We start from the raw sequence: 13,858 nt of genomic DNA, 5'->3' as shown, positions 1-13,858 counted from the left end.
TCAGCATTCCACGACGTTGACGGCAAGGCCGCCCTGCGCGGTTTCCTTGTAGCGCTCGTTCATGTCGAGACCGGTCTTGCGCATGGTTTCGATGACTTCATCGAGGCTGACGCGGTGGGTGCCGTCGCCGACGAGGGCTAGGCGAGAGGCTTCGAGCGCCTTGATTGCGCCGACCGCGTTGCGCTCGATGCAGGGCACCTGGACGAGGCCCCCGACCGGATCGCAGGTCAGGCCGAGATTATGCTCCATGCCGATCTCTGCGGCATTCTCCACCTGTCCGGGGGTGCCGCCGAGTGCGGCAGTGAGCCCTGCCGCCGCCATCGAACAGGCGACGCCGACCTCCCCCTGACAGCCGACTTCCGCGCCGGAGATGGAAGCATTTTCCTTGAAGAGCGAGCCAATTGCGGCGGCGGTGAGGAGGAAGACCTGCACGCCTTCTTCCGACGCACCGGGAATGAAGCTCTGATAGTAGCGGAGCACCGCAGGAATGATGCCAGCCGCGCCGTTGGTTGGGGCGGTAACGACCCGGCCGCCGGCGGCATTCTCCTCATTCACCGCAAGCGCCCAGAGGTTCACCCAGTCGAGTGCCGCCAAGGGATCGACGGACGGCTCCTTCGCCCGCTCCTGAAGGAGGCGGTAGAGCCCCGGTGCGCGGCGCTTTACCTGGAGGCCCCCTGGAAGGATGCCCTCCTGGCCGATCCCCCGCTCGATACAACCGGACATGGCCCGCTCGATCGCAGCGAGGCGGCGGTTGATCTCCTCGTCAGACAAAGACGCGCGTTCGTTCGCACGCACAATATCAGCGATCGTGATCCCGTCCTTTTCGGTGAACGACAGAAGCTCATCCGCATTGCGATAATTGTAAGGGACGTCCCAGCTTCCCTCCGGCGGCGCATTTCGGGCCACTGCTCCCTCGTCCACCACGGCACCGCCGCCAACCGAATAATAGACCTTGCTGTCGAGCATGTTGCCGTCCGGCCCGTAAGCGGTGAAGCGCATGCCGTTGGAATGGTGGGGCAGCCGCTCGCGCTGAAGGAAGCTCATGTCACGCTCCTCCACAAACTCGATCTCATGCTCACCGCCGAGACGCAGGCGTGAAGTGGCACGAATGGCGGCGACAATCTCGTCAGCTTCGTCCGGGCAAAGGCTGTGCGGCCGCTGGCCGGAAAGGCCGAGCAGCACTGCCCGATCCGTGGCGTGCCCCTTCCCGGTCAGCGCCAGGGATCCGTAAAGCTCCGCCTCCACCCGCCCGACACTCTCGAGCAGCGCTTTTTCCGCCAGCATCTCGACAAAGTCGCACGCCGCCGTCATCGGTCCCATTGTGTGGGAACTGGAAGGGCCAACCCCGATCTTGAACAGATCGAAGACAGAGGAAACCAAGGAACGCTCTCCTGACGCATGCCTCTCTTCAGGAGGCGAGCCGCACATGGGCCCCTCCAGCGCCGATGGCAAGCGTTCCGCCCGTGCTTGACGCTACTGCACCCTTCCTTCTGTTCGACGATGCGCGCGCGGAAGGAGCGGGACGCGCGCGGCTGTACCAGCGGCCGATAGACATCATCGAAACACGGGATCCGGAAAAGGTCCGCGCGATGCTGGCAGGCGTGAAGGAGGCGCAGCGGCTCGGTCTGCATGCCGCCGGCTTCCTCTCGTACGAAGCGGGCTATTCGCTCGAGGAGCGGCTTCGGCCGCTGCGGAGCGCGCCGCCTGAGGACGGGCTGCCGCTGATCTGGTTTGGCCTCTTCCATAGCTTCGAAGAAGTGGTGCCAAGCGAGGTCGAGCGCCTGCTTCCGCAGCCGCAGGGCGCCCTTTCCTCACCAGCCGCGCCGCTCATCGAACGCGCAGCTTACGAAGAGGGGCTGGCGCGGGTGAAGGCGCATATCGAGGCGGGCGACATCTATCAGGCCAATCTCAGCTTCCAGGCGGAGGTGAAGGCGCTTGGGCATCCGCTCGTTCTCTACGCGAAGCTGCGGCCACGCTCGGAGGCAGGCCATGGCGGCATCGTCTTCACCGGCAGCCACTGGCTCCTTTCCTTCTCCCCCGAACTCTTCTTCACGATCGAGGACGGCCGCGTCATCGCGCGGCCCATGAAGGGCACGGCCAAGCGGCAGGCGGACAGCGCCGCGGATGCGGCCGCCGCCTCCGAGCTCCTGCAGGACCCGAAGCAGCGGGCCGAAAATCTGATGATCGTCGACCTGCTCCGGAACGACCTTTCCCGCGTGTCGAAGCCTGGCACCGTTAAGGTGCCGCGGCTCTTCGAGGTGGAAAGCTATCCGACCGTCCACCAGATGACCTCCACCGTCGTCTCAGAGCTTGAGGAGGGGTTGGGCGCCGTCGACCTGATCGCGGCCACCTTCCCCTGCGGCTCCATCACCGGCGCACCTAAGATCCGCGCGATGGAGATCATCGCGGGCATCGAGGAGGGGCCGCGCGGCGTCTACACCGGCTCGATCGGCTGGATCGAACCGGGCGGCGATGCTTCTTTTAACGTGGCGATCCGCACGTTGACGCTGACGCCGGGGGAACATCGCGCGGCTTTAGGCCTTGGTTCAGGGATCGTGGCGGATAGCGAGTCGGGCGCGGAATGGCGCGAATGCCTTGCGAAAGGAGCCTTTGTGGAGGGTGGAAGACGCTTCTACCTGATCGAGACCATGCGGTTCGATCCGCATGACGGCATTGCCGAACTCGAGCGGCACCTCGCGCGGATGAAGGCCAGCGCTGCCCAACTCGACTTTTCCTTCGACCGCCATGCCGCGCGAAACGATCTGCAGGCTGCGACCTTCCGCCTGCGGGAGCCGCGGCGGCTGAGGCTGGTACTTTCCTCAAACGGCAGTGTGGTGATCGAGGGCCGTCCGCTTCCGGAGCAGCCGGGCGGGCCTGTCGAAATAGCTGTGCGTCCACTTCCCGTTTCCTCAGAGGATTTCCGCCTGCGGCACAAGACGAGCGATCGCACCTTCTATGACGAGGCGCGAAACGGCCAATTCGAGGTGCTGTTCGAGGATGATGAAGGCTTTCTCACCGAAGGAAGCTTCACCAGCCTGTTTGTGGAACGAGAGGGGAAGCTGCTGACGCCCCCGCTCACCCGCGGGCTTCTCCCGGGCATCCTCCGCGAGAAACTGATCGAGGAGGGCGATGCCGAAGAGGCTGAGCTGACGGTTACGGATCTCGCCGACGGTTTCTATATTGGCAATATTGTTCGCGGACTGATCCCGGCAAAGCTCGCGCAGTGAAGGAGCCGCGCATGAAGATCGACAGAAGAGCCGCTTTGGGCGGCGGCGCGGCGGCCTTGCTCGGCGGCTATCTGCTGCTCGGGCAGCAGCGAAGCTCGCATGCCAAGGAAGGACGGTTCGAGGTCGCCTACAGCGAGGCCGAGTGGAAGAAGCGCCTGACGCCGCAGCAATATGCCGTGCTCCGGCAGGACAGTACCGAGCACGCTGGCTCCAGCCCGCTCAACAGGGAGAAGAGGAAGGGCGTCTATGCCTGCGCGGGCTGCGGCCTGCCGCTCTTTTCCTCCGCCACAAAATATGAAAGCGGCACCGGCTGGCCGAGCTTCTGGAAGCCGCTTCCGAACGCGATCGGCACAAGGCCGGACAATACGCTCTTCGCGGAGCGTACGGAGGTCCACTGCCGGCGCTGCGGCGGCCATATCGGCCATGTGTTCGACGACGGGCCGCGACCGACCGGCCTTCGCTACTGCATGAACGGCGTCGCGATGCGCTTCATTCCCGCCGCTTAGGCGGCGATCGGGAATTTCAGCAGCCGGTCGGCGAGCGGAACAAGCGCCTGAGCGCTGGAGCCGACGGCGCGGATGATTTCGGGATGGTTGACGTCGAGGCCGCCGGTAAGGGAGCCGAACGCCGGAAGAATGAGCTTCCGCTCCGTGGCGACGAAGCAGCGGCGGGAGACCTGCCGGCCCCGCTGGACGATCCGAAGCTTGGGGTGGAAGTGACCCGAGAGCTCAGGCCGCGTTTCGGCCGGGTCGGCCTCGTGCCGGAGCAGGAGACCTTCCACCTCCGCTTCTTTGACGATCTCGCCGCCGCAGTGATCGGCAAAGCCCGGATCGTGGTTGCCGGTAATCCAGGTCCAGCGCGTAGTGGAGGTGAGCGCCGTCAGCATCTCCCGCGCCCGCTCCGGCAGCCGGTCGCAGCCATGGCGGTCGTGGAAGCTGTCGCCGAGGCACCAGATTTCTGCGGCGCCCGTGGCTCCGCGAAGGGAGGTCAGGTCGCCGAGCGTGGCGATGGAGTCGTAAGGCGGAAGCATCTGCCCCAGCCGCGCAAACCAGCTCGCTTTCTCAAGATGCAGGTCCGCGACGAGGAGCGCCCGGCGCGCAGGCCAATAGAGCGCGCCTTGGGGGAGCGCCATTAGCTCGTGACCACAGAACGAAAAGCGAACCATGCGCCAGCTATAGACCGGCGCTTATGGCTTTCAAGGATTAGCTAATCAGGCGCCGATATTTTCAGGCAGCGCAGTGCTTTGCGCCTGGCGCGGCTGCTGAGGCGAATCGGCTTCGGCGGGGATGGTCGCGAAGAAGAGCACCGCGCCAAGGCCGAAGCCCTGCGCCACGAGCGCGAACGGATTGGTGAGCTTCTTCTTGATATTCATAGTCTTACCGCGGCCCCCGAGCCGCCTCTCTTTTCTTTGTCTGGTGGTGCCGATCCCCCCGGCAAGCGCGGCCCCTTACGCGCCCGAAAGGAAAAATGCACCCACTTTTTCGGTCTGCGCCCGAACTTCTAAACAGAAGCTGAATCAGTCCTTCGAGGCGTCGGCCTTTTCGGAAGGTAGGAACCGCTCGAACAGCTTCAAGGCTGTGAGAAGGAGGAGGGCCAGACCCGCGCCGACCAGGACGACACGATACTGACCGAGCCCGCAGGCGATGCCGATGGCGGCGGCAATCCAGATGTTGGCGGCCGTCGTCATGTTCACAACCGCCCCGCGCCGAACAAAGATCAAGCCCGCCGCAATGAAGCCGATTGCCTGCGCAAGACCCTGGATCGAGCGCAGCGGATCAGGCGCGAAATTCTCGGTCCGCAGCTCCTGATAGATGATCAGCGAAGAAACCATGATCATGGCGCTGCTAAGCGCCACCAGCGCGTGCGTGCGGATGCCCGCATCATGCCCGCGCATCTCGCGGTCGAACCCGAGAAGAAGGCCGAGAATGGAAGCCAGGCCAAGCCGAAGAAGGAGCTCGGTCCAGGTGAAATTCGCGAGCGCCGAGCCGTCGATCATGACTGTTTTGTTACAGGGACCAGCGCGACAGGCAAAGGAAATCCGGCGCCGTGCTCGCGGCGCCGGATCGTAGAGAGGTTACGCAGCCTCGGTTTCGCGCGACTGCTTCTCGATACGTTCCTGGCCATCGTTGCTGGCCTCGATCGTTTGCGAAGAGCCGCCGTTGATTGCGATCTTGCGCGGCTTCATCGCCTCCGGAATCTCCCGGACGAGCTCGATCGTCAGCAGGCCGTCGCACAGGTCGGCGCCTTCGACACGGACGAAGTCCGCAAGCTCGAAGCGGCGCTCGAAGGCGCGGGTGGCGATCCCCATGTGGAGGTAATTGCCGTCCTTGTTGCGGCCTTCTTCCTTGCGGCCCGTGATCACCAGCATGTTCTGGCGTGCGGTGATGTCGATCTCGTTCTGCCGGAATCCGGCGACTGCAAGCGTGATGCGATAGGCGTCATCGCTCACCTTCTCGATATCGAATGGCGGGTAGTTTTCCGCCTGTTCGTTCCGCGTAGCGCTCTCGAGAAAGTCGAACAGCCGGTCGAAGCCGACGGTAGTGCGGCGATAAGGTGAAAAATCGAAGCTTCTCATGATCCATGTCCTCCATTGAGCAACACAAATGATGAGGGGCATTCCAGAAGCGAAACGCCCCTGAAACAGGCCGGAAACCGTGAACGCAAGTCTTCCGACGGCAGCGATTTAGGAAAGCTTTTCAGGCCGTCAAGAGGTCCGCCCCGTCGACGTCCCATGCAGTTTTTCGGCTAAGATTTTCGTGAGATCCGCTATCGTAAACGGCTTCTTCAGCACTGCGACGTCTGGCCCCGATGCAGCATCGATTTGCTCGCTCTCTGCATAGCCCGTGACGAATATGATCGGCAGATGCGGATGCGCCGCGTGAACGGCGCGGGCCACTTCGGCACCATGCATAGCGGGCATTGCATAATCGAGCAGCACAAGGTCGGGCTTCGACTCGGCAAGCCGCTCCAGCCCCTCCTGACCGCTTCCCGCAGCCACCACGCTGTGGCCAAGGCTCTGCAGCGAGTCGGTAAGGAAATCGCGCACCTCCGGGTCGTCGTCGATCAGCAAGATGGAGGCGCCTCTGCTCACGTGGCTCGGCTCCGGCTCCGCTCGTATCACCGCGGATTTTGCCGGCCCGGCGTCCGATACTTCCGGCAACAGGATGCGGACGATCGTGCCTTTCCCCTCCTCGCTCTCTATCCGCAAGGTGCCGCCTGACTGGCGCGCGATGCCGTACACCTGCGCCAAGCCGAGGCCGGTGCCCTTGCCGAGAGGCTTGGTGGAAAAGAACGGTTCGGTGGCGCGGGCGCGAACTTCCTCGGCCATTCCTGCACCGGTGTCTGCAACGGAGACGCAGATATAGGAACCCGGCTCGACGTCCGGCCCATCGCTCAGGTCGGCGCGGTCAGTGGAGATGGTGAGCGTTCCGCCTTCCGGCATGGCATCGCGGGCGTTGATAGCAAGGTTCAGGACCGCGTTCTCAAGCTGGTTTGCATCGCAAATGCCGTGCTTCACCTCGCGACCGAGCTTCGTCTTCACGGCGATGGAGCTGCCTATCGTGTGGCGAAGCAGGTCCTTCATGTTTGCGATCACATCGTTCACGGCGACCGGCGCCATGCTGATCCGCTGGATGCGTGAGAAGGCGAGGAGCTGGCTGGTGAGCTTCGCTCCGCGGCGGGTCGATTCAAGGGCGGTTTCGGCAATCCGCTTCAACCGAGGGTCGTCCATGCGTGAGGCGATGATTTCCAGGCCGCCCAGGATCGGCGTCAGCAAATTGTTGAAATCGTGCGCGATACCGCCGGTAAGCTGTCCCACCGCCTCCATCTTCTGCGCCTGGCGGAGCGCCTCTTCGGCGCGCATCCGCTCTGAGACCTCGGCCTGAAGCCGGTCGAGCGCCGCAGTCACGTCAGCCGTCCGCTCCTCCACCCGTTTCTCAAGCGTCTCGTTCATTGCGCGAAGCGTGGCCTCCGCCTCTTTGGACTGGGTGATGTCGTTAGCAACGCCGATAAAGCCGACATGCTCACCGTTCGGCCCCCAGCGCGGCTGCGAAAGCGAGCGGAACCAGCGCCATTCGCCGCTCCCTATCTTGTAGCGCGCCTCAAGCGTGAAAGGCTTCAGCGAAGCTTCGCCCGCCACGGACTCCCTGAGGACGCGTTCCGCATCGTCAGGATGCAGGATCGTACGCCAGTCGAAATCGACGGCTTCCTCATAAGTGATGCCGAGGAAGTCCACATACGCGCGGTTGACAAAGCTGCGCTTGCGGTCGAGCCGGGTCACCCACATCGGAACCGGCGCGGAATCGGCGATCAGCCTGAACCGCTCCTCGCTCTCCCGCAGCGCCTCTTCGGCCAGGAAACGTTCTGTAACGTCGTAGCCTTCGACGAAAATGCCGGTGACCGTCCCCGCCTCGTTCGTGATCGGCTGGTAGACGAAGTCGAGCCGCCGCTCCTCCGGCGTGGCATCGGGCGTTCGCTGGACGGTCAGCGCGGCGGAATGGCCCGTGAACGGCTTCCCGCTCGCATACACGCGGTCCAAAAGCTCAAAGAAACCCTGGCCCGCGATTTCCGGCAGCGCCTGCCTGGCCGTCTTGCCGATAAGGTCCCGGTGCCCGACCAACTGAAGGTAGGATGCGTTAGCAATTTCGAAGACGTGATCGGGGCCGCGCAGAACCGCAATGAAGCCGGGCGCCGAATGGAAGAGCTGACGAAGCCGCTCCGCCTCGTCGATTCGGCGCCGTTCCGAGAGGACGGTGGCCGTCGTTTCGAAGCAGGCGCAGAACATTCCCGGAATATTGCCAGCCTCATTGAGAAGTGGGCTGTAGGAAAAGGTGAACCAGACGTCCTCGCGGAAGCCTTTTCGTTCCATAACGAGCGGGAGATTTTCCCAGTAAGTCGCTTCTCCAGCGAGCGCCCGATCCACGATCGGGCCGATATCGTCCCAGATTTCCGGCCACACATCCCGGAAGGGGCGGCCGAGCGCTCCCGGATGCTTTTCCCCGAGGATTGGCGCGTAGCCGTCATTGTAGAGGAAAGGCAGCTTCGGTCCCCACACCAGGAACATCGGGAATTTGGACGTGAGGAGAATGCTGACCGCGGTGCGAAGCGACTGCGGCCAGCCTTCGGGAGACCCGAGCGGCGTCGCCGCCCAATCGTGCGCGCGCATGAGCGCACCCATCTCGCCGCCTTCGGCCAGGAACGGATAGTCAGCGGAAGAGGAAGCGGCGGGCGCGTCCGAAGACATTAAGTGTCAGCTCCAAACTCCCGCCCCGCCGCAATACCTAACCGCGTCTGGGGCTTTTCGGAAGTCCTTCAGCCGCTCGCTTGGCTCTGGGAATATTGCTCCGCCTGGCGGAGAAGGCGGAGGACGTTGCCGCTCCAGATCTTCTGGATGTCCGCATCGCTGAAGCCTTCGCGACGGAGGCGGGCGGTGATCTTCGGAATGTAGCTGACGTCCCAAAGCCCCTGCAGGCCGCCATTGCCGTCCCAATCCGCGCCGAGCCCGACATGGTCGATGCCCATGACGCGGATGGCATGCAGCATCGCCTTCATGAACAATTCGAAGTCGGCAGGCGTGTACGGGCGCTGCGCATTGAGAGCGGCGATGTCGGCAACCAGCTGACGCCGCTCCGCGGGCGTCAGGTCCAACCACCTTTCCTGGCGGTCGTGAAGCGCGCTCCTCTCCGGCGAAGTATCGTGCGCCACGAGAAACAGCGTGTTCATCTGCATCACACCGCCTGAGCGCGCCAGCGCCCGCATGCGATCGTCGCTGATATTGCGGGGGTGATCGAACATCGCGCGCGGACCGGAATGGGAAAGGACGATCGGCGTCTTCGAAAGCCGGATGAGCTGGTCGAAGGCGGCGTCCGAGGCATGGCTGCCGTCGATGACCATGCCGAGCCGGTTCATCTCTTCCACCCAGCGCCGGCCGAGCGGACTGAGGCCGTTCCAGCGCGGCCCCTTGTCTTCCGTCGAAGGACGGCTGCTGTCGGCAAACTGGTTGTTACCGTTATGGACGGGGCCCGCCATCCGTACGCCCATCTTGTAGAAGGTCTCGAGCAAGCTAAGGTCCTGCCCAAGTGGATAGCTGTTCTCGATCGACTGATAGACGATCCGTTTTCCACTCGCATGAATGCGCGCTGCATCTTCTGCGCGGGTCGCGAAGGCGAGCTTGTCTGGATTTTGATGCACCACCCGCTGGATCGCCTGCCCCCGGAAGAGCGCGCTCTCGCGCGCCTTGGCAAAGCCTTCCGGCGTCAGCGGCCCCTGCGGCGTATAGATGACGAAGAAACCGCCATCGAGACCGCCCGCCTGCATGCGGGGGATATCGGTTTGGGTGAAATCCCAGTCATATTCATGCCAGTCGCTGAAGTCCCAGCCCGGCCGTTCGAAATGCACCGGCGTGTCGAGATGGGTGTCGAGCACCAGCATCTCCTCATGGGCCAGCCGGTCGGCGGAGCTTACGGTTTCGTGAGCGGAAGCGGGGATGGCGAGGAGGACGACGGAAGCAAGGAGGGGAAGGCGCACGCGGGGTTCTCCGGAAGGACTGCGGCTCGATCATGTAAGCGGTTGAGGCCGCTGGCAAGCCTAGTCGAGCCGCATTGCTTCTTCGGCCAAAGCTTCGGCCTCGATGAGGAGCTGATCGTCGACAGTACCCTGGGCCATCCGCTCCCGGCCGATGATAGTGAGAACCGGGACGGCCATTGGGGACACGCGCTCTAGCTGGACGTGAAGCATCGTGTCCTGTGCTCGGTCGAGTAGGCGCGCCAGGCGGCCGACATCGGTCATCTTTTCGCGCGCGTCGGCCCAGGCTGCTTTGAGGAGCAGGTGATCGGGCTCGTAGCGGCGGAGCACGTCGTAGATGAGGTCGGTTGAGAAGGTGACCTGCTTGCCTGTCTTGCGCTTTCCCGGATGGTGGCGCTCGACGAGACCACCGATCACCGCCACCTCGCGGAAAGCGCGTTTCAGGAGGTGCGAACCTTCGACCCAGTCGACAAACTCTTTCTCCAGGATGTCGGAGGAGAAGAGGGAGCCCGGGTCCAGGATCGGTTCGAGCCCGTAGCAGGCGAGCGCGTAGTCATTCGCGACGAATCCAAGAGGCTTCAGGCCTGCGTTCTCCATCCGCTTCGTGATCAGCATGCCGAGCGACTGGTGGGCGTTCCAGCCCTCGAAGCTGTAGGCGGCCATGTAGTGGACGCTTTCGTGCGGAAAGGTTTCGACGAGCAGTTGATCGGGCGCGGGAATGGCGGAGCGGTAATCCTGAACGCGCAGCCAGTCGCGCACTGCGTCGGGGAAGCGATCCCATTGCGCCCGATCATGGAGGAAGGTGCGGACGCGGTCAGCTAGGTGCGTGCTGATCGCCATGCGCGCGCCCATATAGGTCGGTATGCGTGCGGACTTGGTCGTCGCCTTTACGAACAGGTCGATGCCGTCGATCCGCTCCACTTCCAGCACCAGCCCTGAGAAGAAGAAGGTGTCGCCGGGGCTCAACGTCTCGGCGAAATTATCCTCCACCGTGCCGAGGGTGCGGCCGTTCTTGAAGCGAACATAATAAAGTGGCGTGTCTACAATGATGCCGGCGTTCATCCGGTGCTGCTGGATGAACTTTGGGTGCGAGACGCGCCAGAAGCCGTCCGCATCCTGGGTGATGCGGCGGAACCGGTCATAGGCCTTCAGTGAATAGCCGCCGCTTTCAATAAAGGAGAGGACGGCGCGGAACATCTCCTCCGTGAGACCTGCATAAGGTGCCGCTGAACGTATCTCCTCCAGCAGCTCCTCCTCCCGGAACGGCGCGGCGCAGGCCACGGCCATGATGTGCTGCGCCAGCACGTCGAGGGCACCGGGGCGAAACATTTCCTCGTCCAGCTCGCCTTCGGCAACGGCATCGAGCGCCGCGCGCGCTTCGAGATATTCGAAGCGGTTGCCGGGAACGAGGATGCCCTCCGACGGCTGGTCGATCTGGTGGTTGGCGCGGCCGATGCGTTGCACCAAGCGCGACGAGCCTTTCGGCGCCCCCATCTGGATCACGAGGTCGACATCTCCCCAATCGACGCCGAGATCGAGGCTTGCCGTGCAAACGAGGGCGCGGAGCCGCCCGTCCGCAACCGCGGCCTCCACCTTCCGCCGCGCCTCCAGCGCCAGCGAGCCGTGATGGATCCCGATCGGAAGGTGCTGCTCGTTCACCTCCCAAAGATCCTGGAAGATGAGTTCGGCGAGGGAGCGCGTGTTGCAGAAGATCAGCGTCGTCTTGTGCCGCTCGATCTCCTCCATGACGTTTTGCGCCGCCCAGCGACCCGAATGTCCCGCCCAAGGAATTTTCTCCTCTTCCGGCAACACGATCGCGATCTGCGGCTCGGCGCCAGGGTCGCCGAGCACGACATCTACGCTGTCGATATCCGCGTGCGGGGCGAGCCAGCCCTGATAGGCTTCGGGATCCGCGACGGTCGCGGAAAGGGCCACCCGGCGGAGGTCCGGTGAAAGCTTCTGAAGGCGACTCATCGCGAGGTTGAGCAGGTCGCCGCGCTTCCCCGCAGCGAAGGCGTGGACTTCGTCGACCACCATCGTGCTGAGGTTCGCGAACAGCAAGGCGCTGTCTTCGTGGGAAAGCAGCAGGCTCAGCGATTCTGGCGTCGTCAGCAGCATCTGCGGGGGCCGCACGCGCTGCCGCGCCTTCCGGTCTGCGGGCGTGTCCCCGGTGCGAGTCTCGACACGGATCGGGAGCCCCATCTCCTCGATCGGCGTCAGAAGGTTGCGCTGCACGTCCACTGCCAGTGCCTTAAGCGGCGAGACGTAGAGGGTATGAAGACCGTCCGACGGCCGCTCAGTCAGGTCGACTAGGCTCGGCAGAAATCCAGCCAGAGTCTTGCCTGCGCCCGTTGGCGCCACGAGCAAGGCATTCCGCCCCGCCCGCGCAGCGGCCAGCATCTCCAGCTGGTGCCGGCGCGGCGCCCAGCCCTTGGCTTCGAACCAGCCGGCAATGACGGGCGGAAGCGCGGATGCGCTCACCGGCCGCACCCGGTCTTAGGGAACGTTGTCATCCTCGTGGCGATGCGCGCGATCTTCTTCCTTGTACAGTTCGCGTGTCGCGATCTCCGTCTCGTCGCGGGTCGCCTTTGAGCTACGGTTCCTGAGGGCCGCCCAGAGAATGACCGCGCCGAGCAGGAATGCGCCGATGATGGTCTGCAGGCCCCAGCCAAGTCCGCCCAGATCCATTTTGCATCTCCTTCATGCTTGGAGCCGCGGCGCGTTGGAACCACGGCATCGTTTCGCCCATATAGCTCCCGATGGCCCGTCTCGGTTCCTGGATCGAGCCTTTTCCCGAAGGCATTTACGTGAAGCCCGCCGACGCGTGGGTGGATCCGTCGCAGCCGAAGCCGCGTGCGCTCGTCACGCATGGCCATGCCGACCATGCCCGCGGCGGCCATAGCGAGGTGCTGGCGACGCCCGAAACGCTCGCCATCATGGAATGCCGATATGGCCCGCAGAATGGCACACCTGTGGCGTACGGCGAGGTGACTCGGATGGGCGAGGTGGAGTTGAGCTTCGTCCCAGCCGGCCACGTCCTCGGCTCCGCCCAGATCGTGATGGAATATGGAGGAGAACGGATCGTCGTGTCGGGCGACTACAAGCGCCGCCCCGACCCCACCTGCGCCCCGTTCGAGCCGGTACCCTGCGACATCTTCATTACCGAAGCGACCTTCGGGCTCCCGGTGTTTCGGCACCCGGACACTGCGAGCGAGATGGACCGGCTGCTCCTCCGCCTCCACGAAAATCCGGACCGCTGCGTGCTGGTCGGCGCCTACGCGCTGGGCAAGGCGCAGCGCGTCATCATGGAACTGCGCGGCCGCGGCCATCACGACCCGATCTACATCCACGGCGCGCTGCAGCGGCTGTGCGAGCTTTACGCGGAACACGGCGTGCAACTCGGCGAGCTTCGTCCCGCCACCGGGGCGAAGAAAGAGGAGCTGAAGGGCAGGATCGTGCTCTGCCCGCCCGGTGCGCTCAACGACCGCTGGTCCCGCCGGCTCCCCGATCCGATCACGGCCATGGCCTCAGGCTGGATGCGCGTCCGCCAGCGCGCACGGCAGCGGAACGTCGAACTGCCCTTGATCCTGTCCGACCACGCCGATTGGGACGAACTCACCCGGACCATTCAGGAAGTCGCTCCCCGCGAGGTATGGATCACCCACGGCCGCGAGGAAGCGCTGATGCACTGGTGCATGACCCGTCAGATCAAGGCGCGGGAGCTGAACCTCGTCGGCTATGAGGATGAGAACGATTGAAACTTCATAGTTAACAACATCTTCACACCTGCCCATGTATTTCCATTGCATGCTGGGATGGATTAATCGACTTGGAGGGCTGCGAGACCGCTTCAACGCGCGGAAGCGAGCTATCTACGTTTTCGCCTTAACCCTGTTTTTCGGAGGACTGCTGTGGTCCATTGATAAGCTGGGCGGCGATATGCCGCCGTTGCAGCTTCTGCCGGCCGCTTTTCTCCTTTTCATCCTCGGCCCCGTATCGATGCTTTACGCTGCAATAGGCATCCAGCTCTCCGCGCGGGCCGTGGCAGTCAGGATCCGGCTAAGTTCCGCCGTCGGTGTCGCCGCCACGGCGAGCCTTGCCGAGGCGTT

At 63.8% G+C, this 13,858-nt stretch carries 13 protein-coding genes; 4 read left to right on the top strand and 9 right to left on the bottom strand.

The window, feature by feature from the left end; genetic code table 11:
• Nucleotides 1–1,380: an L-serine ammonia-lyase gene (locus VGD10_RS02845; RefSeq protein ID WP_331039284.1), complete on the bottom strand. Its 1,380-nt coding sequence runs from the start codon at nucleotides 1,378–1,380 to the stop codon at nucleotides 1–3.
• 83 nt (nucleotides 1,381–1,463) lie between these two features.
• Here VGD10_RS02845 and pabB point away from each other — a divergent pair, with 83 nt between their 5' ends.
• Together pabB and msrB are read left to right on the top strand one after the other, a co-directional pair.
• Nucleotides 1,464–3,227, top strand: a complete 1,764-nt coding sequence (gene pabB / locus VGD10_RS02840) for an aminodeoxychorismate synthase component I (RefSeq protein ID WP_414639492.1) — start codon at nucleotides 1,464–1,466, stop codon at nucleotides 3,225–3,227.
• A gap of 11 nt (nucleotides 3,228–3,238) precedes the next feature.
• Nucleotides 3,239–3,733 (top strand): peptide-methionine (R)-S-oxide reductase MsrB, encoded by a 495-nt coding sequence (gene msrB, locus VGD10_RS02835; RefSeq protein WP_331039282.1) that lies wholly within the window; start codon nucleotides 3,239–3,241, stop codon nucleotides 3,731–3,733.
• On the opposite strand, the gene pdeM is transcribed toward msrB, so the two are convergent.
• The 8 genes from pdeM to VGD10_RS02795 form a co-directional block, all read right to left on the bottom strand.
• Entirely contained in the window at nucleotides 3,730–4,392 is a 663-nt protein-coding gene (gene pdeM, locus VGD10_RS02830) for a ligase-associated DNA damage response endonuclease PdeM (protein WP_331039281.1), read from the bottom strand. The two genes, msrB and pdeM, sit on opposite strands and share 4 nt — an antisense overlap.
• A 45-nt stretch (nucleotides 4,393–4,437) precedes the next feature.
• Nucleotides 4,438–4,599: a hypothetical protein gene (locus VGD10_RS02825; protein ID WP_331039280.1), complete on the bottom strand. Its 162-nt coding sequence runs from the start codon at nucleotides 4,597–4,599 to the stop codon at nucleotides 4,438–4,440.
• A gap of 144 nt (nucleotides 4,600–4,743) precedes the next feature.
• Nucleotides 4,744–5,223 (bottom strand): MgtC/SapB family protein, encoded by a 480-nt coding sequence (locus VGD10_RS02820; RefSeq protein ID WP_331039279.1) that lies wholly within the window; start codon nucleotides 5,221–5,223, stop codon nucleotides 4,744–4,746.
• Between the two features lie 78 nt (nucleotides 5,224–5,301).
• The gene (locus VGD10_RS02815) at nucleotides 5,302–5,802 is read right to left on the bottom strand and encodes an Hsp20 family protein (RefSeq protein WP_331039278.1); all 501 of its coding nucleotides are present in this window, start codon (nucleotides 5,800–5,802) and stop codon (nucleotides 5,302–5,304) included.
• A 129-nt stretch (nucleotides 5,803–5,931) separates the two neighbouring features.
• Nucleotides 5,932–8,469, bottom strand: a complete 2,538-nt coding sequence (locus VGD10_RS02810; protein ID WP_331039277.1) for a PAS domain-containing protein — start codon at nucleotides 8,467–8,469, stop codon at nucleotides 5,932–5,934.
• Nucleotides 8,470–8,537: 68 nt separating this feature from the next.
• The gene (locus tag VGD10_RS02805) at nucleotides 8,538–9,752 is read right to left on the bottom strand and encodes a dipeptidase (RefSeq protein WP_331039276.1); all 1,215 of its coding nucleotides are present in this window, start codon (nucleotides 9,750–9,752) and stop codon (nucleotides 8,538–8,540) included.
• Nucleotides 9,753–9,812: 60 nt separating this feature from the next.
• A complete protein-coding gene (locus VGD10_RS02800; protein WP_331039275.1) occupies nucleotides 9,813–12,230 on the bottom strand; it encodes a ligase-associated DNA damage response DEXH box helicase in 2,418 nt (805 codons plus the stop codon).
• 15 nt (nucleotides 12,231–12,245) lie between these two features.
• Nucleotides 12,246–12,437, bottom strand: a complete 192-nt coding sequence (locus tag VGD10_RS02795) for a hypothetical protein (protein ID WP_331039274.1) — start codon at nucleotides 12,435–12,437, stop codon at nucleotides 12,246–12,248.
• Nucleotides 12,438–12,508: 71 nt separating this feature from the next.
• On the opposite strand from VGD10_RS02795, the gene VGD10_RS02790 reads away from it, so the two are divergent.
• Nucleotides 12,509–13,507, top strand: a complete 999-nt coding sequence (locus tag VGD10_RS02790; protein ID WP_331039273.1) for a ligase-associated DNA damage response exonuclease — start codon at nucleotides 12,509–12,511, stop codon at nucleotides 13,505–13,507.
• A gap of 49 nt (nucleotides 13,508–13,556) precedes the next feature.
• Nucleotides 13,557–13,858: hypothetical protein (locus tag VGD10_RS02785; RefSeq protein ID WP_331039272.1), on the top strand; the 302-nt coding region annotated here is incomplete at its 3' end.

This window comes from Allosphingosinicella sp. (genome assembly GCF_036402135.1).
GTDB lineage: Bacteria > Pseudomonadota > Alphaproteobacteria > Sphingomonadales > Sphingomonadaceae > Allosphingosinicella.
This window is presented reverse-complemented; position numbering and strand designations above follow the sequence as displayed.

Excerpts from the sequence above, each read along its gene's own strand:
- msrB (WP_331039282.1), top strand. The coding sequence starts at position 3,239 with ATGAAGATCGACAGAAGAGCCGCTTTGGGCGGCGGCGCGGCGGCCTTG.
- VGD10_RS02795 (WP_331039274.1), bottom strand. The coding sequence starts at position 12,437 with ATGGATCTGGGCGGACTTGGCTGGGGCCTGCAGACCATCATCGGCGCA.
- VGD10_RS02815 (WP_331039278.1), bottom strand. The coding sequence starts at position 5,802 with ATGAGAAGCTTCGATTTTTCACCTTATCGCCGCACTACCGTCGGCTTC.
- VGD10_RS02810 (WP_331039277.1), bottom strand. The coding sequence starts at position 8,469 with ATGTCTTCGGACGCGCCCGCCGCTTCCTCTTCCGCTGACTATCCGTTC.
- pdeM (WP_331039281.1), bottom strand. The coding sequence starts at position 4,392 with ATGGTTCGCTTTTCGTTCTGTGGTCACGAGCTAATGGCGCTCCCCCAA.
- VGD10_RS02820 (WP_331039279.1), bottom strand. The coding sequence starts at position 5,223 with ATGATCGACGGCTCGGCGCTCGCGAATTTCACCTGGACCGAGCTCCTT.
- VGD10_RS02790 (WP_331039273.1), top strand. The coding sequence starts at position 12,509 with ATGGCCCGTCTCGGTTCCTGGATCGAGCCTTTTCCCGAAGGCATTTAC.
- VGD10_RS02825 (WP_331039280.1), bottom strand. The coding sequence starts at position 4,599 with ATGAATATCAAGAAGAAGCTCACCAATCCGTTCGCGCTCGTGGCGCAG.